The sequence below is a fragment of the Paraclostridium benzoelyticum genome (genome assembly GCF_001006285.1).
Lineage (GTDB): Bacteria > Bacillota > Clostridia > Peptostreptococcales > Peptostreptococcaceae > Paraclostridium > Paraclostridium benzoelyticum.
Genome location: NZ_LBBT01000108.1, coordinates 1 through 21,367, shown reverse-complemented (window position 1 = coordinate 21,367; position 21,367 = coordinate 1). Strand labels below are relative to the sequence as shown.

The window sequence follows — 21,367 nt, the reverse complement described above, 5'->3', positions numbered from 1 at the left end:
TAGATTATAATCTTTTGACTATTTTTTTCAAGGCTATACATATAAAAAGAATAAGATTAGGGTTCATACTAATTTAACTTCATAATATCAACATGTACAAAATTTATAAATAGCAATTATTAGGAAATGAAATAACTACAAAATAGGGGGATAAACTTGAAAGTTTACTGGATAAATTTTAATAAGTTATATAAATTTCAGTTGCACCTATAGACAATTATATGAGAACAACAGGACTTGAAAACTTATTTGCAGGTGGAGAAAAAGTGTAGTATTGCAATTGAAGAATTTGTATCTTATGCTAATGAATAACTTTCTAAATTTAAATAAACCCTTATGGAGACAGGATATAAAATATATAAAGATAAAGAGTCTAGTTATAGACTCTTTTTTGTTTGCATACTTTATAATATACAAATTAAATTTAACTTATTCATAAAATTTATGTACAGGAGATTAACATATGAAATGTAAAAAAATTCTAGTTAAAGGAATTGTTCAAGGGGTTGGATTTAGACCGTTTGTATATAATTTAGCATTAGAAAATAATCTAAATGGTAATGTCAAAAACACATGTGATGGAGTATCTATAAATATAGAAGGAAAAAAAGAGTCTATAAATATTTTTTTATATAACCTAAAAAAAAGACATCCTAAATTAGCAAAAATAGAAGAAGTTACTATAGAGTCTAAAGAAATAAAAAATTATGAAAATTTTGAGATAATAAATAGCGATGTAGACGAAAATGGCATAACTGTAATTTCGCCAGATATTGCTATTTGTAATGATTGCATAGAAGATATAAATAATCCAAATGACAAAAGAAGATATAAATATCCTTTTGCTAATTGTACAAATTGTGGACCTAGATTTTCGATAATAAAAAAATTACCATATGATAGAAATAACACCTCTATGAAAAATTTCGAAATGTGCAAACCGTGTTATGAAGAATATCAAAACCCAACAGATCGAAGATTTCATGCACAGCCTACTTGTTGTAAAGAATGCGGACCCAACCTGTATTTACTAGATAGTAGTGGAAGAGAGATTATATTAAAAGGTAATTTGAAAAATCAAACAGAAATGATAATAAAAAAATCAAAAGATCTTTTGAAAGACGGTAAAATAATGGCTATAAAAGGAATAGGTGGATTTCACTTAGTATGTAATGCTAGAGATTCTAAAGCTATAGATACCTTAAGAAAAAGAAAAAATAGAAAAACGAAACCATTGGCAATAATGATGAGAGACATAGGTGTAGTTAATAAATATTGCAAAATAAATAATAAAGAAAAAGAGATTTTATTAGGAGATAAAAAACCCATTTTAATTCTTAATAAAAAAAGTAATAATCTACCTAACAATATATCATATCAAAATCATACATTAGGAGTAATGCTACCTTACACACCATTACATATTTTATTATTTGATAATGACTTAGACATTCTTATAATGACTAGTGCAAATATTAGTGGGTTACCTATAACCTATAAAAATGCAGATGTTTTAAATAGTCTAAAAAATATAGCTGATTATTTTCTATTACATGATAGGGATATAAATATACCAATAGATGATTCTATAGTAAAAGTTATTATGCATGAAGAAAGAGTAATACGAGCTGGACGAGGGTATTCACCTATGACCTTTAAGAAAAATACAACAAACATATTAGCACTTGGAAGTGAATTTAAAAATACATTTACCATATCAAAGGATTCTCATATTTTTATGAGTCAATATATGGGTAATATGAATTCCATACAAGCTTTAGATAATTATAAAATGAATGTTAATCATTTAAAGCAATTATATGACATAAAAATTAATAGAATAGTTTATGATAAGCACCCTAACTTTTGGCATAAAGATTATATAAATGAATTTAGATGTGAGAAAATTGGAGTATACCACCATCATGCACATATAGCTAGTTGTATGTTTGAAAATAATATAGAAGATAAGGTAATAGGAATAGCCTTTGATGGAAGTGGTTATGGAGAAGATAAAAATATATGGGGTGGAGAGTTTCTAATATGTGACTATAAAACATTTAAAAGAGTTGGACACTTAAAATATATGCAAATGCCTGGAGGGGATAATGCGACAAAAGAGCCATGGAAAATGGCTATAAGTTTGATCAATCAACTAGATTTAAAAGATTTTAATTTTAATATCTTAAATAATATGAAAGATAAAGATTATAAATTTATATTATCAATGCTAAATAATAATATAAATTGTACTTTAACTAGCAGTATGGGAAGGTTATTTGATGGAATATCTGCAATTCTTGGATTTACAAATAAAATAACTTTTGAAGGTGAGGCTTGTATAGAGCTGGAAAACTTGGCTAAACAAAGTATTTATACAAAAGAATATTATAAATTTGAAATACATTGTATAAATCAAATATTCGTTATAAATACGGATTCTATCATAAATGGAATATTACAAGATATGCAAAAACATGTATCTAAATCTGTTATATCTATGAAATTTCATAATACAGTAACAGAGTTTAGTTATATAATATGTACTAAATTAAGAGAATTATACAATATAAATAAAGTTGCTTTAAGTGGTGGAGTTTTTCAAAATGACATAATTTTAGCTAATTTATATAAAAAACTTAGAGCACAGAAGTTTGAAGTATTAACTCATAAACTTTTACCATGCAACGATAGCTCTATATCAATAGGGCAATTAATTGTAGCAAATAATAGAGGTGAAGAGAATGTGTGTAGCCATTCCGGCTAAAGTAATAGAGCTTTATGAAGGAGAGTCTTTAGTAGATTTTGGAAAAATAAAAAAGAGAATAAATACATTTTTTATAGAAGATATAAAAGTGGGAGATTATGTATTAGTTCATGCTGGCTGTGCAATGGAAAAAATAAGTGAAGAATATGCAAAGGAAACTTTAGAGATATTTAAAATGATATGTAAAGAGTTTTAAGGTGGTTTTATAGTGTATATAAATGAATTTAAAAATACTGAAATAGCTAAAAATTTATTAGATAAAATTCATAAAAATTTAGATAAACAAGGTTTAGAAAAAAGAATAAATATAATGGAAGTTTGTGGTACCCACACAAGAGCAATATATAAATCAGGTATAGATAAATTGCTTCCTAAAGATATAAATTTAATATCCGGGCCAGGGTGTCCTATATGTGTGACAGAATCTAATTATATAGATGATGCAGTAATATTGAGTAAACATAAAAATGTTATATTATGTACATTTGCAGATATGCTAAAGGTCCCAGGGAGTATAAATTGTCTTAGCGATGAAAAATCAGAAGGGGCTAATATAAAAGTTGTATACTCTCCTCTTGATTGTATAAACATTGCAAAGAAAAATAAGGAAAAAGAAGTAGTGTTTATAGGGGTAGGATTTGAAACAACTACACCTATAATTGCTTTAACTATAAAAAAAGCATATGAAAATAATATAAAAAATTTAAGTGTTTTACACTCGCTTAAAACAATGCCAAATGCAATAAAAAATTTAATTCTAGATAAAGAAGTGAATATAGATGGATTTATATGCCCAGGTCATGTGTCAACTGTAATAGGAATAGATGACTTTGATAAATTAGCTAGAAGAAATAAAGTTCCAATGGTTTTATCTGGATTTGAATATGTGGATATAATTTATTCAATATATAGACTATGTGAGATGATAAAAGCTAAGGAGTATAAGTGTGAAAATCAATATAAGAGAGTCGTTAGAAATAGAGGAAATGAACTTTCTAAAAAAATAATAAATGAAGTTTTTAAACCGAGTTGCAGTAATTGGAGAGGACTTGGAATGATTGAAAATACAGGGTTACAGTTTAGAGAAAAGTATATGGAATTTGATGCTAAGTATAAATTTAAACTATGGTTTTCAAACTTTAGATACGGTAATGTTAAGACTGATTGTATATGTGGAGAAATATTAAGAGGAATAAAAAAGCCAAATGAATGTAAGTTATTTAAAAATATATGTACACCGCAAAAGCCAATAGGACCATGTATGGTGTCAGAAGAAGGAGCTTGTGCAAATTTTTATAAATATAAGGAAGGATAATAGGTAATGGATAAAATAACATTAGCTCATGGAAGTGGAGGAGAAGAAACACATAAACTAATTGAAAGTTTATTTTACAAACACTTTGATAATGACATACTTCTTCAAAAAAATGATTCAAGTGTAGTAGATAGAATAAGTGGAAATATAGCAATTACTACAGATAGTTTTGTTGTAAACCCTATATTTTTTCCAGGAGGGGATATAGGTAAGCTATCTATATGTGGAACGGTAAATGATTTATCTGTAAGTTATGCAAAACCACTTTATATTACGGTTGGATTCATAATAGAAGAAGGTTTCTCAATAAATGCCTTAGAGGAAATAGTAAAATCTATGAAAAAGACTGCAAATTATGCAAATGTAAAAATCGTAGCAGGAGATACAAAAGTAGTAGAAAAAGGTAAGTGCGATAAAATATATATAAATACAACGGGCATAGGATTAATAAAAGATAAATCGCATATAATGTCTAAAAATAATATAAAAGAAGGAGATAAGATAATAATAAGTGGAACTATAGCAGATCATGGGATAAGTATAATGACTAAAAGAGAGTTCTTTGAAGTAGATAGCGAAATAAAAAGTGATTGTGCTTGTCTTAATCATTTAGCAAATGATATTTTAAAAGTTAGTAAGAATATAAAAATAATGAGAGATCCAACAAGAGGTGGACTTGCAAATACTTTAAAAGAAATAGTAAACCTTTCAAATAAAAGTATCCTTTTAAATGAAAAAGATATACCTATAAAAGAGGATGTTCAAAATTTTTGTGAAATGCTTGGGTTAGATCCATTATACACGGCTAATGAAGGTAAATTAGTATGTATTGTGTCAAAAGAGGATGCAGATAAAGTAGTAGAAGTTATGCAAGAAAATGGTCTAGGGAAGCAATCAAAAATAATAGGAGAAGTAATATATGATACTAAGCCTAATTTATATATTAAAACTGAGTTAGGAGCAATTAAGACACTTCAAATGGCTCAAGGAGAAAATTTACCAAGAATATGTTAAAGAAGGCAATTAAATAATATGATAAAAGTATTTGGAATTGGAAATATATTATTAGGTGATGATGGAATAGGTGTATATGTAGTTGATAAAATTAAAAATAGCAAAGTATCATTAAAAGAAAATATAGAGTTTATAGTAGGAGAGACAGATTTTTTATATTGTATAAATGAAATACATAAAAAAGATTTAGTTATTATAATAGATAGTACTTATCTAGGGAAAACGTGCGGAAGTATAAGTGTATTTAATTTTAAAGAATGTAATAAATTTATATTAAAATCTAAAACCTCTCATGAAGAAAATTTATTAGATATTTTAATAAAAGAAAAACCCTATATAAACGGATATTTACTAGGGATAGAAATAGATAAAGTTGAGTATTCTTTAAACTTATCAAATAATCTCTTTAATAAGTTTGAATATATATGCAATGACGTTTTAAGCATAATAGAAAATATAATAAATGGGGGATTGTAAATTATGAAAAATCCAAGAAATATGATAGATGAATACAACGATTTAGAAATAAAAGTTGAAAAACCAAATCATTATTATGCAAGATTATTATTAGAAGATTATGCAGGTCAAGTTTCAGAACTTACTGCCTTAACTCAATACTTTAACCATGAAGGTGTCTTATTTAAAAAGTATCCACAAATATCTAACGTTTTAAATGAAATAGGGTTAAAAGAAGTTCTACACTTAAACATACTATCAAAACTTATATATCTTCTTGGAGTTAATCCTAAATATAGAGTAATTAGAGAGGATAGTTTTAGAGTATGGTGGAGCCCAACTTATGTAGAGTATGAAGAAGATTTATTAAAAATAATTGAAATTAATATAGAAGGAGAAAAAAAGGCTATAAGACAATACCAAAATCATTTAGTTCATATAAATGATAAATATATAACGGATTTACTTAAACAAATAATACTAGATGAAAAAGGTCATATAAAAAAATTAACAGAAATTCAAAATAACATCAAAAACGGCATATCATATGATTTAAACGATTCGGGTGAAAAATCAAATTTCAGTAATAAAAATATAATTAAAAGACAAGAATTTACGTTAGAAGAAATTAAGCAAAAATATAATGGAAAAGATGGAAATCCATCATATGTAGTAGTAGATGGAATAGTATTTGATGTTACAAATATTGATGAATGGTCAAATGGAAGTCATCATGGTTTAAGTGTAGGAGAAGAACATACTGACTCATTTTATTCATGTCATGGACAAAAGATAGATATGTTAAAGAAAAAACTTCCCATAGTTGGTTATTTAAAAAATAATATAGAGGCGAACATATGAAATGCAGAATTATAGAAAGTAAAAAACACATGCCTATAACTATGGCTAATGTAGCTATAAATAAAATAAGGAAAGAAAATATAAAAAAACCAAATTGTATATGGTTAGAGGCATCGGGTTGCTTTGGAGAGGTAATAACTCTTTTAAATGGAGAAGATCCAGATATAATGTACTTCTTAACTGAAATGGTAAATATGAATTTTTTTAATACTATAATGGCTGATCAGGGAGAAAAGGCTTATGAGCGCATTCTTAAAACTTTAGATAGCAAAGAAGATTTAATTCTAATAGTATGCGGAGCAATACCTTTAAAGGAAAATTTTTCGACACTTGTAACATATAAAGGGGAGAAAATAAGTGCGCTTAAACTATTGAAAAAAATAGCTCCTAAGTCAAAAAATATAATCTCTGTAGGAACTTGTGCATGTTATGGAGGGCCAACTGCAGCAAGGCCTAATGTATCAAATTCAGTAGATGTATCTGAGGCGCTAGGTAGCAAATCTGTAATAAGGATACCGGGGTGTCCTGCAAATCCAATATGGATATTAGGGACTTTAGGTTATATAATTTCGTTTGGTAAACCAGAGCTCGATAGTCAGCAAAGACCTGTAGCTTTTTTCTCAACAACCATACATGACAATTGCCCAAGAAGACACTTTTTTGATAATGAAATATTTGCAACTAAACTTGGAGATAAAGAGTGTATGTATAAACTTGGGTGCAGGGGCCCTATTACAAAAACACTTTGTCCACAACATAGATGGAATCAGAGTGATAATTGGCCAATAGGAGACAATACAACCTGTATAGGATGTGCTTCTAGCGGATTTCCAGATGAAATGGAGCCTTTTACAAATTACTAGGGGGTAAGTATGGCAAAAATAATTATAGATCCTGTATCAAGAGTAAGTGGATTGCTTCAGATAGAGGTTGAAATAGAAAATAACAAAATTATAGATGCGAAAAGTAGTGGTATGCAATTTAGGGGATTTGAAACAATGTTTAAAGGAAGACATCCACTTGATATTGTAAGATTAACTCCTAGAATTTGTGGAATATGTTCTACTCACCATGCAACAGTATCTTCCAAGACATTAGAAAATGCACTTAATATAGTACCTGATGAAAATGGAAGCCTTATAAGAGATTTAACTAATGGATTTGAGTTTTTACAAAATCACTTAAGGCATATTTACCAATTTGTATTTCCTGATTATGTTGAACTAAAGGATATTAATCCACTTTATAAAAGTGGAGATAAAGAGAAGTTTGATTATAGACTACCTGAAAACATAAATTCAATTGTAGCAAGTCATTATATCGATTCAATAGAATATAGCAGATTGGCACATAAAGCTATAGCGATTCTTTCAGGTAAAGTTCCTCATAGTCATGGTATATTTGTGGGCGGAACTACAACTAATTTTGATATACAAAAATATCAAGAAATAAAATCTATATTATATAAAATTAAAAACTTTATACAAAATAATCTTATTCCTGATATTTATATAGTTTCAAAATATTATAGTGACTACTTTAACATAGGTAGAGGTTATGGAAATTTAATGTCTACAAATTTATTTTATGAAGATAATATGCCTGTAAAATATGCAGAAGGCGGAGTAATAATAAATGAAACAATTCAAGGTCTGAACGCAAATAATATAGTAGAAAATGTAAAATACACATGGGTTTCTTCAGAAAATAATATAGTGTATCCTAAAAGTGACCCAGCAGAAGTTGATGATAATAAGGAAGATGCATATTCATGGGTAAATGCACCTAGATATAATAGTTATCCTATGGAAGTAGGACCTTTGGCGAGAATGATTATTTCAGGAAATTACAGAAACTCTATATCAGTTATGGATAGATTAATAGCAAGGGTATTAGAAACAGAAAAAATTTGTAAAAGTTTAGAGGGAATATTACAAGTTATTAAACTTCAAAGGGCTAATCAGAATGTAATTGAAATGCCTAAGTATGCTAGTGGAATGTCATTAGAATCAGCTTCAAGAGGTGTATTAGGGCATTTTATAGAAATAGAAAATAAAGTAATTAAAAATTATACCATAATAACTCCATCAGCATGGAATTTATCACCTAAAGATAATAATAACTTAAGGGGACCAGTTGAAGAAGCTTTAGTAGGGTCTAAAATAGATGACATAAGATACGCACCTACCATAATTGGTAGAATAGTAAGATCTTTTGATCCTTGTCTAAATTGTGCCGCACATATAACTAGTGATAAGTACTCAGGGTTTACAATAAAGATAGTATAAAAATAGGAGAATAATATGCATGAAATTTCTGTGGTGTATGATGCTATAAGAATAGCTAGTGAAAATGGACAAAAAAATAATATAAAAAGTATTAATAAGATTTTTATGAGAATAGGAGAATTTAGTTGTATAAATGAAAAGTCTTTAAATTTTGCTTTTGATTTATTAAAAAAAGATACTATATGTGAAGATGCAAGTATTATTGTAGAAACAATAAAGGCGAAATCACTATGTAACTATTGTAATGAAGAATTTTTTATAGATTATACAAATAAAATATGCCCAAAATGCAAAAGACATAGCAGTAATATAATTGGGGGGCATGAGATCTTAGTATGGAAAATAGAAGGTGAATAGTATTACAATTCACATAGTTGTAAGTTTTTAAATGAAGAAAGAGATTCTTTCTATTGTCAGTAGAAGAGTGATTTTTTAGTATATAAATCACGAGAATAGTTAGTTTGAAGGGTTATATAAATTTAACTATCTATACTCAATGAATTTTTATAAATAAGTTGATATATATAATGTTTTTTCATTAGTATGAATATTTTTTATAATTAAAAAATGAAAGCTTTTAAATTATAAAAAATTAAGTTATAATAAGTTGGAATTACAATTATATAGAATGGGGATAGTTAAATGAACTCACAAAGAAAAGGGATATTACTTGCTATAATAGGAGCGGTTATGTGGGGAATTATGGGGATATTTGTAAGAGGACTTTCAGCGGAAAACTTATCTTCATATGAAGTTTCCTTTGTACGTTGTTTGTTAGCAGGAGTTGTTTTTTTATTGATAAAATCAATAAAAGAACCATATATTTTAAAAATTGATTTTAAGGGACTTATTATTTGCTTTATTTATGGAATTATTGCTTATGCAGCAAGTTTTACTTTTTATGGGGTATCAGTAGAAAGAATACCTGTAGCAGTTGCTACTGTATTAATGTTTATGAGCCCTGTATGGGTTGCACTTTTAGGTGTGATAGTTTTTAAGGAAAAGTTAAGTCTACAAACAGTTGTTACAATTGGAATTTGTATTTTTGGAGCAATATTAGTTGCAAACTTAACAGGAACAAGTGGCGCTAGTATGGATATGGTTGGTATATTAGCAGGACTTGCAAATGGGTTTGGAGTTGCATTACAAATTATGATTCCTAGATACTTTTCAAATAAATATGAAAGAGATACAATGCTTGTATATGGATTTTTAGGAGCAGCAATTGCTTTATCTTTTGTAACAGATTTTTCTTTCATTGCAAATAAGATATCCTCAGGAAATATAAAATTAATGTTTGATTTATTTGGAGTAGGTATATTATGTACAATGGTAGCTAACGTATGTTTTGTTAAGTCAACTCTATACATAGATACTACTACATGCAGTATACTATCTGCTTTAGAAGTAGTTGTTGGTGCAATAGTTGGAATAATAATTTTCAAAGAAACTATGACGGGGATTCAAGTTTTAGGCGCAATTATTGTTGTATTAGCATCATTAGGATCAACAGTTTTAGACTATCTCCAAAATGCAGCAGCTGTGTTAGTTGGATATCTACCACCTACATTAGTAAATTACATTCGTTTTAAGGGAAAAGCAACATCTGAAAAAGAATAATATATTTAAAAGCTTAGGATATTGAATAATAATTCAATATCTTTTTTTGACCAATTTTTAAAACGATTTTATTCAAGTACCAATCATAAAATATATATCTATTATTAAGTTTGCTAGATAATAGATTATTTATTAAAAAGGCATAATTATATGTAATTGTTTAATTTAGTAGGTTGCTGAAATGAGTAAATATTAAGAAAAGCACTGTGAAGTTTAGCTTTCGGACTATAAATATTAACTATGATATAATATGAAATATACTTATTATGTAATTGTTACACAATACAAAGTAAATATATTTTATAAGATGTAAAATATAAGCCTTGGGGAGGAACTTCGTATGAACACATCAACATTTCTAGAAATATTAACAGTAGCAGAAAAACTAAAATGCAACACTAGGCATTCATGGACATCGAGTGGACGTCATGAGAGTGTAGCAGAACATAGCTGGCGTATTGCATTAATGGCATTATTAATGCGTGATGAATTTCCAAGTATTGATATGGATAAGGTAATTCGTATGTGTTTGATTCATGATTTAGGGGAGGCCTTTACTGGAGATATTCCTGCTTTTGATAAGAAGGAAGAAGATAGTGAAAAAGAGGATGCAATATTTTTACAATGGATTCAAACTTTCCCTGCTCCTTATAGAGAGGAATTTACAGAACTTTTAGCTGAAATGAATGAACGTAAAACAGATGAAGCAAAGATTTATAAAGCGTTAGATAACTTAGAAGCAGTGATTCAACATAATGAGGCTGATATTAGTACTTGGATTCCATTAGAATACGATTTGCAGTTTACTTACGGTTCGGACAAGGTGGAATTCTCACCGTACTTAAAAGAATTAAAGCAAGAAATAGACAGAAGAACTGCAGAAAAAATAGCTCAAAATAGTGAAGAGCTTACAAACAAGTAAAGGATCATTAATTTTAATGATCCTTTACTTGTTTGTAAGATTAAATTTAGTAAATTTCACTAGATTATAGATAAAGTAAATTTATTGATTAAAAAAAATTAAAATATGATATATGGAAAACTGGAATTATAAAATAAATTTAAAATGGGTTATATTATAAAGGTTTCTTAAAAAAGAATTTGGATTGATAAAAATGCAAGAAAATGATTAAAAAATGGTATAATATGGTACATGACACAAAAAATTGACTGGAATTTATATAGAAAAAAGAATATAATGTCAAAGTGTGACATTTGATTACAATATTGTAATTGAATATATTTAGGCAAAGTACTAATATATTTATAGATTATGAACATTTTAGAGGAGAGTAAATATGAAAAAATTAATTTATTTCATTATACCATTGGTAGTGGGCGGTATATTTTTATTCGGACTAAATAAATTCCTTGATTCTAAAATTGCTTACATGCTTGAAGAAAAAGATTTGAAACCAATAATGAACAATTCTTTAAGTAATATAAAAGATAAAGGCGTTATTGCTAATAACCATTTTTTACACAAAAAAGATATAATGATGCTAGGATCATCAGAGCTAGGGCATTCAACAAAGCAACACCCTACTTATTATTTTAATACGAACAGAAGTAAAAATGAAGTTATTACGATCGGGAGAGCATATACTCAGAACTTACAAGATACTACTATTTTAGGTAGTTTTGATCCAAGCATAAAGGATAAAAAGGTTGTTTTATTAGTTTCAATGCAGTGGTTTATGGATAAAGAAGGGGTTACTTCTCATCACTATCAGACGAGATTTTCTCCAACTCAATTTTATGCATTTTTAAACAACCCAGATATTTCTAAGGAAAATAAGGCTAGATTTGCAAATAGAGCGAGTAAACTATTAATTGGATCAGAAGAATACAAGTCTGAAGCTATATATGCTAAGTTATATAGTTCTGATACATTTGTATCAAAAATTGAAAAAGTGCTATTAGCACCTTATTTCGAGTTTAGAGAAGATACGGTGAAACTTAAAGAAAAAGGTATGTTATATGAAAGATTAGTAAATTTACCTGACAAAAAAGCTTTAGCACCTGGAAAGCCTATTAATTGGGACAGAGAAATGCATCAAGCTATAGTAGATGCTAAGAATAGAGTAGGTAAAAACAATCTATGTATAGATAAAATATACTATAAAAAGAATTTTGGAAAGAACTTAAATAAAGTAAGAGGTAAATACAAAGATGTAAATCTTGTAGAGTCAAAAGAGTTTGATGATTACCAACTTACTCTAGACGTGTGCAACGATTTAGGTATAAAGCCTGTAGTTGTACTTATACCTGCTATGGATAAGTTTTACAATGTAACGGGTATACAAAAAGATGAGAGATATGAATTTTACAATAAAGCGGGGAATCTTGCAAAACAACACGGTTTTGATGTTATTGACTTAAGATCAAAAGAAAATGAAAAGTATTATTTACGTGATGTGATGCATCTTGGAACGAAAGGTTGGGTAGATGTTTGTGAAAATTTATTTAAAGAATTTAACCAGCAATAAGTACTTAATGATGAGTATTTGTTTTTCAATAATAATAATTGCAGCTATATTAATATTAACATTTACTCCATTTAAAGAATTGCCATTCATATACAATGAGTTTTAATAAGGAGGATTAGACATGAAAATTATTGAAGGTATAAAAAAGTATTCAAATACAGATAGAATAGCATTAAAATGCAATGACGAAAATCTTTCATACAAAGATTTAGATAAGTATTCAGAAGCTATTGCTTTATACTTAAAAGACATTTATGGAGATGAGGATACTCCTATAGTTATATATGGAAATAAAGAAAATAAGATAATGGCATGTATGATAGGGGCTTTAAAATCAGGAAGAGCTTATGTACCGTTAGACATAAGTTTCCCAATAGATAGAGTATTTGAAGTAACAAAAGAAGTTAAACCAAAGGTGATTTTCAATTTTAGTGAAGAAACTAACTTTGGAGATTTAAATATTGTAAATGAAGAAAAACTTAATGAGATAATAAAAACTTATGAAGGTAAGTCAATATCTAAAGAAAACTGGGTAAAAGATGATGAAAATGCATACATTTTATTTACATCAGGAAGTACAGGAAAGCCAAAAGGGGTACAAATAAGTTCGAATAACTTAGATAGCTTTGTTGATTGGATAAGTCCATACTTAAAAATTGATGGAAGTGAGAAAGTTATAATGAACCAAGCTGCATACTCATTTGATCTTTCAGTAACATCTATATATCCAGGATTAGTTCATGGTGCTACATTATTTTCTTTATCAAAGAAAGTGTTAGCAGATTATAAAGAACTATTTAATCAATTTGGAAAGTCAGATATGGGTATTTGGGTTTCTACTCCATCATTTGCAGGTGTTTGTGTAACAGAAAATAGTTTTAATAGTGAAATGTTACCAAAATTAGAGTCTATGATATTCATAGGTGAAGCTCTTCCAAAACCTTTAACTAAAGAGTTATTAGAGAGGTTTCCAAACACTAGAGTTATAAATGGATATGGACCAACAGAAGCAACAGTAGGTGTAAGTGTAAATGATATGTGTGAAGAACTTATAAATGATGAAAAAAGTTTACCAGTTGGGTATCCTATGGAAAACTGTAAAATAAAAATATTAGATGAAGATGGAAATGAAGTTAAAGAAGGCGAAAAAGGTGAAATTATAATAATTGGACCTTCTGTTTCAAAAGGTTATTTTAATAACAAGGAAAAAACTGATGAAGTATTCTTTTATGATGAAATCGATGGCGTTAAATATAGAGCTTACAGAACAGGGGATATGGGATACCTATTAGGTGGAAATATTTACTACTGTGGAAGAAGAGATTTCCAAATAAAATTAAATGGATTTAGAATAGAAATTGAAGATATAGAGAGCAACTTAAGAAAAGTTGAAAATGTTAAAAATGCAATAGTTTTACCAGTTTATAAAAATGAAAAAATTGCGTACTTAAAGGGAATTGTAGAATTAAAAGAAAGTAATTCATTAAGTGATATAAAAAATGGAGTGGTAATAAAAAAAGAATTAGGTAAATATATCCCTTCATATATGATACCTAGAACTATAAAAATTATAGATGAGTTCCCTACAAATATTAATGGGAAAATAGATAGAAAGAAACTTATGGAGGAAAATTAATGACTTTTTCACAATATGGAGATTATTTTTATCTTTATATATTACTATTAACAGCAATACCAGCAGTAATTTTAGGGTTAAGAGAAAAAAACATAAAGTATTATGGTATGATAGCGACTGCATTCATGATACTTTTAATAGTTGGTATAAATGTTAGACTTTCATTTTTAATAGCATTTATGGTATTAGAAATAATAGTAGTTAAAGGATATGAATATGTAAGAAAAAAAACGGATAGTAAATTGGTTTACAGACTATTTTTGCTAGCTTCTATGTCTCCTATTATAATAAATAAAATTTCGACGCTTACATCATTTGGAGCAATAGGGTTTATAGGTATATCATACCTAAACTTTAGAACTATACAAATGGTAATTGAAATTTATGATGGAGCAATTAAAGAAGTTAGAATTTCAACAATGGTTTATTTTGTATTGTTTTTCCCAACATTAAGTTCTGGGCCGATCGATAGATCAAGAAGATTTGAGAAAGACTTAGAAAAGAATATACCTAAAGAGGAATATATAGATGATTACTTAATACCAGGTATTAAAAAGATATTCATGGGTGTGGGTTATAAATTTGTAATAGCATTTTTAGTAAACACATATTGGATGTCAAAAATACCTTCAGAAATAAACTTTGTAAATGGCATAAGTTATATGTATGCATATAGCTTATATTTATTCTTTGACTTTGGAGGATATAGTTTATTTGCTGTAGGAACAAGTTATATATTTGGTATAAAAGCGCCAGATAACTTCGATAAGCCATTTTTAAGTAAGGATATGAAAGAATTCTGGACAAGATGGCATATAAGTCTTTCAAGATGGTTTGGGGATTACATTTTCTCAAGGTTTGTAATTTCATCTATGAGAAAGAAAAGATTTAAAAAAAGAGCTACAGCATCTCATGTTGCACAAATGATTACAATGATAACTATGGGATTTTGGCATGGATTAACATGGTTTTACATTGTATATGGTATATACCAAGGGGTAGTGCTTGTACTTACAGATATGTATCAAAAGAAATCAAAGTTTTACAAACAACATAAAAAAGATAAGTGGTTTGAGATTGTACAAATTGTTATAACATTCCATATAGCATGCTTTGGGTTGTTAATTTTCTCAGGTTACTTTGCTTAATTTAAGGAGGATATAAAATGCAAGAGACAGTTATAGGAATTTTTGAAGATGTTTTAGGATGTGACGAAATAAGAGAAGATTTAAATTTAAATTTATTTGAAGCAGAACTTTTAGATTCATTAGCAATAATAGAAGTTTTACTTGAAATTGAAGAAAGATTAGGAATAACACTTCAACCAACAGACTTAGAAAGAAGTGATATGGCAACAGTAAATAACTTAGTTAAGTTTTTAGAAGGTAGAAAATAATAAAATTTTATAATAAAAAAATTAAGGAGGAAACTTATTTCCTCCTTGGTTTATTTATAAAACATCGATATAATCCATATATTCAACTATATCATTATAAATTTCAAATACAGGACTTATATTTTTCATAGTATTATCAAAGTATAATTTTATAACATCATCAGTTTTATAAAGAACTAAATCTTTATTGTCTTGATTTACAAAAGATATAGTTTTTTCACTATTATACTCATCAACATCGATAGTTTTTACAACGCAATTATGTTTGCTTATTTTTGTAGCAATATTGAAAAGTAAATCATCAGTGCAGTTTTCTAGTCTTAAAACTAGGCAATGATATGTAGTTTTAAAATTCATGGGAAACCTCCTTGAATAAAGTCAAAATTTGGCATATTATAATGCCATATAAAAATTTTAACACATTTGTATAAAAAAACAAATTTGCAAAATTTAAAAATAAATATATAATATATAAAATAGACTAGTTAAGGAAATAATTAAATTAAACTTAAGATTCAGAGGAGACGAAGTTTTATGTCAAAAGTAGCAAAAGCAGCTGTCGGTTTAATGGCTGCAACATTAATAGCCAAGATACTAGGATTTGGGCGTGAACTAGCTTTATCTTACGCATATGGAGCGTCAGGTACAAGTGATGCATTCTTAGTAGCTATGAATATACCTGCAGTTATATTCTCGGCAATAGGAACATCTTTAGGAACTGCATTTATACCTCTATTTTGCGACTTAGAGGCTAAGCAAGGAAAAAAAGCTTCCCTTAGATTTTCAAATAACGTACTTAATATAGTTGTTTTGTTATGTTTAATAACTTCTTTAGTAGGAGTTGTTTTTACAGAACCAATTGTTAAGTTGTTTGCGGTTGGGTTTAAAGGGGAAACATTAACTCAAGCTATATATTTTACAAGAGTACTAATTCTTGGAATGGCATTTTTAGGAATGAGTTACATAATGATGGCATTTTTACAAGTTAAAGAAAACTTTATAATACCAGGGCTTATGTCTGTACCGTATAATATGCTTATTATAATTTCTATATTTTTAAGTGTAACAATTAACCCAAATTTACTACCTTGGGGTACTTTACTTGGATTATCTTTACAATTTATATTCCAATATCCATTTGCTCGTAAAAAAGGATTTAAGTACAGACCATATATAAATTTAAAAGATGAATACTTAAAGAAAATGTTATGGCTAATAGGACCTGTTTTAATAGGTGTAGCAGTAACGCAGGTTAATAGTATAGTAGATAGAACAATAGCTTCTACCTTGGTAGAAGGAAGTATTTCTGCGCTTAATTATGCAACAAAATTAAATCAGTTTGTAATGGGTATGTTTATAGTTTCTATATCTTCGGTTATATACCCAATGCTTTCTAAATTATCTACAGAGAATAATAAAAAGAAATTTAAAGAATCAATAGTAACAGCTATAAATGTAGTAACATTAATAATAATACCTATTTCTGTAGGAGCTATAATACTTGCTCAACCTATAGTTAAGTTATTATTCCAAAGAGGAGAGTTTGATGCTAGAGCTACACAAATGACATCTATAGCACTTGTATTCTATTCAATTGGGATGTTAGGTTTTGGGCTTAGAGATATTTTAGGTAAAATATTCTATTCATTACAAGATACTAAAACACCTATGATGAATGGTATTATTGCAATGATATTAAATATTGTATTAAATTTAGTTTTTGTAAAATATACTAATATGGGATTAGGTGGACTTGCATTTGCTACAAGTATTTCTTCTTTAGTAACTATAACTTTATTATCTGTAAGTTTAAGAAAAAAAATAGGAGCATTTGGTGGTAAGAAAATTATCACAGTTCTTATAAAATCGATAATATCGGCTCTTTTAATGGCTCTTGTAACTAAGTTTACTTATAATGTTATAGACGCAGTTTTAAGTGCTGGATTTATACAAGATGCAATTAAATTAGCTGTGTCTGTAGGATTAGGTGCTATAGTATATGCAATTTCAATAATTGTATTAAGAGTAGATGAAGTTAAATTAATATTCAAAATGATAAACAAAAAAGTAAAACATAAATAAAAAGTAGAATAAAAACAAAAAAAGCTACAGCTTAAGCTGTAGCTTTTTTTGTTTTTAAAATTGTTAATATATAAAATGATTAGAAAATAAAGTTTATTTAACAATAAAAAGGAAATATATGTTAACTTGTAGAAATATAATAAAATAAGAAAAAATAAATTAAATAGGTGATGTAATGAGTAATAAATTAAATGAAGGCAATTACGAACTTGTTTTAAAACATACGATAAAAAACTTTCAACAATCTAATATAGATCGAATATTACAAATGTCAAATTCTACATACAATCACGATGAACAATACTTCAAAATTAAATTCCTAAATACATTTTTAAAAGTACAATATCCATCAGGAAAAATCTTAACAGAATCTAATGAAATCATAAATGACACAGCTACAAATATATTGATACTAAGGTTCTTAACTAATGCAAAGGGGATAAAAGAAACTAAAAAATATTTAACTTACAAAGAAGTTGAAGGTGGGTATGTTTACTATCCAAATTTTAAATCAAGAACTATTAAAAAATTTACAGATAGCTATGGTAAGGAAATAGAGAAATTTAAATTATATATGGAAAATATAGGGGCTGAAAAATTAGAAATAGGGGACATTTCATATAAGGTGAGATTTATAAATGATACTTATGTGGTGTTTGTATTATGGGAAGGCGACGAAGAGTTAGAGCCATCTGGAAATATATTATTTGACGCCAATATAAGTTATTATTTTAATGCTGAAGATTTAGCAGTTGTTCCAGAAATAATATTGCTAAATTTAAAATAAATATTGAATTAGAATGTCATAAATTGTTAATTATCATAATATATACTATTAATAGATTAGAGGGGGTATCTAATTATGAATATATATGGAAGTATAAGAAGTGTGAAGAAAAAACAAAGTAAATTATACACATTGGTTGCAATAGCTGATGTACTAGCACTAGCTGCTTCATTTGGAATTATAATGATAAATTATTAGAAGTAAAAGGCTGTTTCATTTGAGACAGCTTTTTTACGCTTAAATAAATTATGATTGCTAAAAATCTTCAAATAACCCATTAAACTTATGTATATCAAAATTATATGTTTTGAGCGTAAAAAAGCCTTTGAGCAACGGACGAAGTCGTTTGAGTAACGGGACACGAGTTTACCGAGTGGACGTTGACGATATGAAATTTGAACGAAATGAGTGGAGTGAATTTTTTTCATTTATATTATAATGGTATATATAATATAAACTTGGGAGGATACGATGGAATATATAGAACAAATAAAAAACTATAAACCTATAAATGAGCAGGAAAAAAATGATAGAGAATTAATATTAGAATGTATAGAAAAGTACGACGATATATTAACTAGAGATAATAAGATTTGTCATATAACAAGTTCAGGATTTATTGTTAATAAAAATAGAGATAAAGTACTTATGATACATCATAATATATACAACTCATGGGGATGGACAGGTGGCCATGCAGATGGAGATAGTGATTTATTAAATGTAGCTATAAAAGAAGCTAAAGAAGAAACCGGGATTAAAAGTGCTAAACCAATAACGGATGAAATATGCTCGATAGAGATTTTAACAGTTAATTCTCACATAAAGAGGGGAAGTTTTGTATCGTCACATTTACATTTATCCGTAGCTTATATTTTGGAAGCTGATGAAAATGAAGAGCTTTTTATTAAAGAAGATGAGAATAGTGGAGTAAGATGGATATCGATGGATGAAATTGATATTAATGTAAATGAGAAACACATGCTAAGTATTTACAACAAGCTTATACAAAAAGCTAAAAATATTTAAAAAGTTTAAAATAATACTAAATAATCAATCATTGACATTTATATTTATTATAGATATTTAAAGGAACTAAACCTATAATATTAGTATATGAATAAAATAATATTTGGGGGTATTTTAAGTGAAATTTATAGATTTACATTGCGATACGATAGATTTATTAATGTTAGGAAAAGGTGGAAGTAATTTAAGTCAAAATGAACACTGCATAGATATAAAAAAACTAAAAGAAGGTAACTGTTTAGCTCAGACATTTGCATTATATGTTGACATTGCTGAACATAAAAATGCATATAAGCACTGTATGAATATGGCAAATAAATTCCATGAAGAGATAAAATTAAATAATGAATTTATAGGCTTAGCTACTAACTATACAGAAATAATAAAAAATGAAAAAGAAGGTAAAATGAGTGCACTTTTAGCAATAGAGGAAGGTGCTGTCTTAGAGGGAAATATAGAAAATTTGAAAAAATTCTATGATCTTGGAGTTAGAATGATTACATTAACATGGAATCATGAAAATGAAATTGGGTATCCACATATAAAGCCAGAAAATGCAACTAAGGGACTAAAACCATTTGGAATTGAAGTTGTTGAAAATATGAATGATTTAGGTATGATTGTAGATGTATCACATTTATCTGATGCAGGTTTTTATGATGTAGCAAAGATATCTAAAAAACCATTTATTGCAACTCACTCAAATTCAAGAGAAATGACTAAACATAGTAGAAACTTAACTGATGAAATGATTAAGATATTAGCAAATGCAGGAGGTGTAACTGGAATAAACTTCTGTAGTGCATTTATAGGTGAAACTCCTATGACTATGATAAGTGATATGGTAAGACATATAAAACATATGAGAAATGTAGGGGGAATAGATGTAATAGCACTTGGTTCAGATTTTGATGGAATAGAGTCTCCTGTTGAAATTAAAAATTCAAGTGAAATGAATAAGCTTGCAATACAGTTAGAAAAAGAAGGTTTTAAAGTTGATGAGATAGAAAAGATTTTTTATAAAAATGCACTTAGAGTAATTAAAGATGTAATGTAAAAAAACATGCTCATTCTATTTAATAGAATGAGCATGTTTTTGAGTGTCTATTTTATTAACTCTAAATATCCACTTGGGTGGAAATAGTAAATATGACTAGTATCTTGGTCAACGAAATATCCCATATCAGATTCAACGTCTGGTAAGAATACGTATCCTTTTAAACCTTTGTCTTGTAAAGCTTTAAAATTATCTGAAGTTCCTTGGAATATGTAATTTACTTTGTCATTATTATTTATTAAAAGCTGTTGTGCATCAGCTTGAGTTAATGTATTTTGTTTTTGAACAGTTGCTTGATTATTATTTTCTTGAGCAAAAGTTATTTCATGAGTAGGATTTACTAAAAATAGTCCTCCAACTAATATTGATAAAACTAAGATTGATTTTTTCATATGTAAAACCCCTTTTCTTTATATAATATTTATTTAATTATAATTGCTTATGTCTTTCTATATTTAAATATTACCATAGAAAAAATATAGATAACAGTTACACCGTTGTTACTTACGGTTACGAAATTGTAATTAAAAATGTGTTTGAAACAAAAGTTAATAAATGTGAATATATACT

22 protein-coding genes are annotated in these 21,367 nt (G+C 27.6%); 20 read left to right on the top strand and 2 right to left on the bottom strand.

What is annotated here, in order from left to right; all coding sequences use genetic code 11:
* Nucleotides 1–463: 463 nt before the first annotated feature.
* The 15 genes from hypF (at nt 464) to dltC (ending at nt 15,842) form a co-directional block, all read left to right on the top strand.
* On the top strand, nt 464–2,767 hold the full coding sequence (hypF, locus tag VN21_RS04715; protein ID WP_046822279.1) for a carbamoyltransferase HypF: 2,304 nt from the start codon (nt 464–466) through the stop codon (nt 2,765–2,767).
* The gene (locus VN21_RS04710) at nt 2,745–2,963 is read left to right on the top strand and encodes a HypC/HybG/HupF family hydrogenase formation chaperone (protein WP_046822278.1); all 219 of its coding nucleotides are present in this window, start codon (nt 2,745–2,747) and stop codon (nt 2,961–2,963) included. The genes hypF and VN21_RS04710 overlap by 23 nt, the downstream gene beginning before the upstream one ends.
* Before the next feature lie 12 nt (nt 2,964–2,975).
* The gene (gene hypD, locus VN21_RS04705) at nt 2,976–4,082 is read left to right on the top strand and encodes a hydrogenase formation protein HypD (protein WP_226896670.1); all 1,107 of its coding nucleotides are present in this window, start codon (nt 2,976–2,978) and stop codon (nt 4,080–4,082) included.
* A gap of 6 nt (nt 4,083–4,088) precedes the next feature.
* A complete protein-coding gene (gene hypE, locus VN21_RS04700) occupies nt 4,089–5,096 on the top strand; it encodes a hydrogenase expression/formation protein HypE (protein WP_046822276.1) in 1,008 nt (335 codons plus the stop codon).
* Between the two features lie 18 nt (nt 5,097–5,114).
* Nucleotides 5,115–5,573, top strand: a complete 459-nt coding sequence (locus VN21_RS04695) for a hydrogenase maturation protease (protein WP_046822275.1) — start codon at nt 5,115–5,117, stop codon at nt 5,571–5,573.
* 3 nt (nt 5,574–5,576) lie between these two features.
* A complete protein-coding gene (locus VN21_RS17800; RefSeq protein ID WP_052951980.1) occupies nt 5,577–6,413 on the top strand; it encodes a manganese catalase family protein in 837 nt (278 codons plus the stop codon).
* The gene (locus VN21_RS04685; protein ID WP_052951979.1) at nt 6,410–7,276 is read left to right on the top strand and encodes a hydrogenase small subunit; all 867 of its coding nucleotides are present in this window, start codon (nt 6,410–6,412) and stop codon (nt 7,274–7,276) included. Before VN21_RS17800 ends, VN21_RS04685 begins: the two co-directional genes overlap by 4 nt.
* 9 nt (nt 7,277–7,285) lie before the next feature.
* On the top strand, nt 7,286–8,701 hold the full coding sequence (locus VN21_RS04680) for a nickel-dependent hydrogenase large subunit (RefSeq protein WP_046822274.1): 1,416 nt from the start codon (nt 7,286–7,288) through the stop codon (nt 8,699–8,701).
* Between the two features lie 15 nt (nt 8,702–8,716).
* A complete protein-coding gene (gene hypA, locus VN21_RS04675) occupies nt 8,717–9,058 on the top strand; it encodes a hydrogenase maturation nickel metallochaperone HypA (RefSeq protein ID WP_046822273.1) in 342 nt (113 codons plus the stop codon).
* Between the two features lie 285 nt (nt 9,059–9,343).
* Nucleotides 9,344–10,321 (top strand): DMT family transporter, encoded by a 978-nt coding sequence (locus tag VN21_RS04670; protein WP_064503602.1) that lies wholly within the window; start codon nt 9,344–9,346, stop codon nt 10,319–10,321.
* 340 nt (nt 10,322–10,661) lie between these two features.
* Nucleotides 10,662–11,243 (top strand): HD domain-containing protein, encoded by a 582-nt coding sequence (locus VN21_RS04665; protein WP_046822272.1) that lies wholly within the window; start codon nt 10,662–10,664, stop codon nt 11,241–11,243.
* 376 nt (nt 11,244–11,619) lie between these two features.
* A complete protein-coding gene (dltD, locus tag VN21_RS04660; RefSeq protein WP_046822271.1) occupies nt 11,620–12,810 on the top strand; it encodes a D-alanyl-lipoteichoic acid biosynthesis protein DltD in 1,191 nt (396 codons plus the stop codon).
* 121 nt (nt 12,811–12,931) lie between these two features.
* Complete coding sequence (locus VN21_RS04655) at nt 12,932–14,446, top strand: D-alanine--poly(phosphoribitol) ligase (protein WP_046822270.1); 1,515 nt, start codon at nt 12,932–12,934, stop codon at nt 14,444–14,446.
* Nucleotides 14,446–15,594, top strand: a complete 1,149-nt coding sequence (gene dltB / locus VN21_RS04650; protein WP_046822269.1) for a D-alanyl-lipoteichoic acid biosynthesis protein DltB — start codon at nt 14,446–14,448, stop codon at nt 15,592–15,594. The genes VN21_RS04655 and dltB overlap by 1 nt, the downstream gene beginning before the upstream one ends.
* 17 nt (nt 15,595–15,611) lie before the next feature.
* The gene (gene dltC / locus VN21_RS04645; protein ID WP_021428708.1) at nt 15,612–15,842 is read left to right on the top strand and encodes a D-alanine--poly(phosphoribitol) ligase subunit 2; all 231 of its coding nucleotides are present in this window, start codon (nt 15,612–15,614) and stop codon (nt 15,840–15,842) included.
* Nucleotides 15,843–15,896: 54 nt separating this feature from the next.
* Here dltC and VN21_RS04640 read toward each other — a convergent pair whose 3' ends face one another.
* Nucleotides 15,897–16,199, bottom strand: a complete 303-nt coding sequence (locus tag VN21_RS04640) for a hypothetical protein (protein ID WP_046822268.1) — start codon at nt 16,197–16,199, stop codon at nt 15,897–15,899.
* A gap of 177 nt (nt 16,200–16,376) precedes the next feature.
* Between VN21_RS04640 and murJ the strand changes: the two genes are divergently transcribed.
* The 5 genes from murJ to VN21_RS04620 all read left to right on the top strand — a co-directional run bounded on the left by murJ (nt 16,377) and on the right by VN21_RS04620 (nt 20,797).
* On the top strand, nt 16,377–17,924 hold the full coding sequence (gene murJ, locus VN21_RS04635; protein WP_046822267.1) for a murein biosynthesis integral membrane protein MurJ: 1,548 nt from the start codon (nt 16,377–16,379) through the stop codon (nt 17,922–17,924).
* A gap of 175 nt (nt 17,925–18,099) precedes the next feature.
* A complete protein-coding gene (locus tag VN21_RS04630) occupies nt 18,100–18,711 on the top strand; it encodes a DUF3786 domain-containing protein (RefSeq protein ID WP_046822266.1) in 612 nt (203 codons plus the stop codon).
* A 75-nt stretch (nt 18,712–18,786) separates the two neighbouring features.
* Nucleotides 18,787–18,909, top strand: coding sequence for a hypothetical protein (locus tag VN21_RS19205; RefSeq protein ID WP_263331229.1), 123 nt, complete (start codon nt 18,787–18,789; stop codon nt 18,907–18,909).
* Between the two features lie 273 nt (nt 18,910–19,182).
* Nucleotides 19,183–19,740, top strand: a complete 558-nt coding sequence (locus VN21_RS04625) for an NUDIX hydrolase (RefSeq protein ID WP_046822265.1) — start codon at nt 19,183–19,185, stop codon at nt 19,738–19,740.
* A 118-nt stretch (nt 19,741–19,858) separates the two neighbouring features.
* A complete protein-coding gene (locus VN21_RS04620; protein WP_046822264.1) occupies nt 19,859–20,797 on the top strand; it encodes a dipeptidase in 939 nt (312 codons plus the stop codon).
* Between the two features lie 47 nt (nt 20,798–20,844).
* Here VN21_RS04620 and VN21_RS04615 read toward each other — a convergent pair whose 3' ends face one another.
* The gene (locus VN21_RS04615; RefSeq protein WP_021428683.1) at nt 20,845–21,189 is read right to left on the bottom strand and encodes a hypothetical protein; all 345 of its coding nucleotides are present in this window, start codon (nt 21,187–21,189) and stop codon (nt 20,845–20,847) included.
* Nucleotides 21,190–21,367 lie beyond the last annotated feature (178 nt).

What these genes read in the sequence shown, in the direction of transcription:
- hypF (WP_046822279.1), top strand. Translation starts at nt 464, where the DNA reads ATGAAATGTAAAAAAATTCTAGTTAAAGGAATTGTTCAAGGGGTTGGA.
- VN21_RS04710 (WP_046822278.1), top strand. Translation starts at nt 2,745, where the DNA reads ATGTGTGTAGCCATTCCGGCTAAAGTAATAGAGCTTTATGAAGGAGAG.
- hypE (WP_046822276.1), top strand. Translation starts at nt 4,089, where the DNA reads ATGGATAAAATAACATTAGCTCATGGAAGTGGAGGAGAAGAAACACAT.
- VN21_RS04695 (WP_046822275.1), top strand. Translation starts at nt 5,115, where the DNA reads ATGATAAAAGTATTTGGAATTGGAAATATATTATTAGGTGATGATGGA.
- VN21_RS17800 (WP_052951980.1), top strand. Translation starts at nt 5,577, where the DNA reads ATGAAAAATCCAAGAAATATGATAGATGAATACAACGATTTAGAAATA.
- VN21_RS04685 (WP_052951979.1), top strand. Translation starts at nt 6,410, where the DNA reads ATGAAATGCAGAATTATAGAAAGTAAAAAACACATGCCTATAACTATG.
- VN21_RS04680 (WP_046822274.1), top strand. Translation starts at nt 7,286, where the DNA reads ATGGCAAAAATAATTATAGATCCTGTATCAAGAGTAAGTGGATTGCTT.
- hypA (WP_046822273.1), top strand. Translation starts at nt 8,717, where the DNA reads ATGCATGAAATTTCTGTGGTGTATGATGCTATAAGAATAGCTAGTGAA.
- VN21_RS04670 (WP_064503602.1), top strand. Translation starts at nt 9,344, where the DNA reads ATGAACTCACAAAGAAAAGGGATATTACTTGCTATAATAGGAGCGGTT.
- VN21_RS04665 (WP_046822272.1), top strand. Translation starts at nt 10,662, where the DNA reads ATGAACACATCAACATTTCTAGAAATATTAACAGTAGCAGAAAAACTA.
- dltD (WP_046822271.1), top strand. Translation starts at nt 11,620, where the DNA reads ATGAAAAAATTAATTTATTTCATTATACCATTGGTAGTGGGCGGTATA.
- VN21_RS04655 (WP_046822270.1), top strand. Translation starts at nt 12,932, where the DNA reads ATGAAAATTATTGAAGGTATAAAAAAGTATTCAAATACAGATAGAATA.
- dltB (WP_046822269.1), top strand. Translation starts at nt 14,446, where the DNA reads ATGACTTTTTCACAATATGGAGATTATTTTTATCTTTATATATTACTA.
- dltC (WP_021428708.1), top strand. Translation starts at nt 15,612, where the DNA reads ATGCAAGAGACAGTTATAGGAATTTTTGAAGATGTTTTAGGATGTGAC.
- VN21_RS04640 (WP_046822268.1), bottom strand. Translation starts at nt 16,199, where the DNA reads ATGAATTTTAAAACTACATATCATTGCCTAGTTTTAAGACTAGAAAAC.
- murJ (WP_046822267.1), top strand. Translation starts at nt 16,377, where the DNA reads ATGTCAAAAGTAGCAAAAGCAGCTGTCGGTTTAATGGCTGCAACATTA.
- VN21_RS04630 (WP_046822266.1), top strand. Translation starts at nt 18,100, where the DNA reads ATGAGTAATAAATTAAATGAAGGCAATTACGAACTTGTTTTAAAACAT.
- VN21_RS19205 (WP_263331229.1), top strand. Translation starts at nt 18,787, where the DNA reads ATGAATATATATGGAAGTATAAGAAGTGTGAAGAAAAAACAAAGTAAA.
- VN21_RS04625 (WP_046822265.1), top strand. Translation starts at nt 19,183, where the DNA reads ATGGAATATATAGAACAAATAAAAAACTATAAACCTATAAATGAGCAG.
- VN21_RS04615 (WP_021428683.1), bottom strand. Translation starts at nt 21,189, where the DNA reads ATGAAAAAATCAATCTTAGTTTTATCAATATTAGTTGGAGGACTATTT.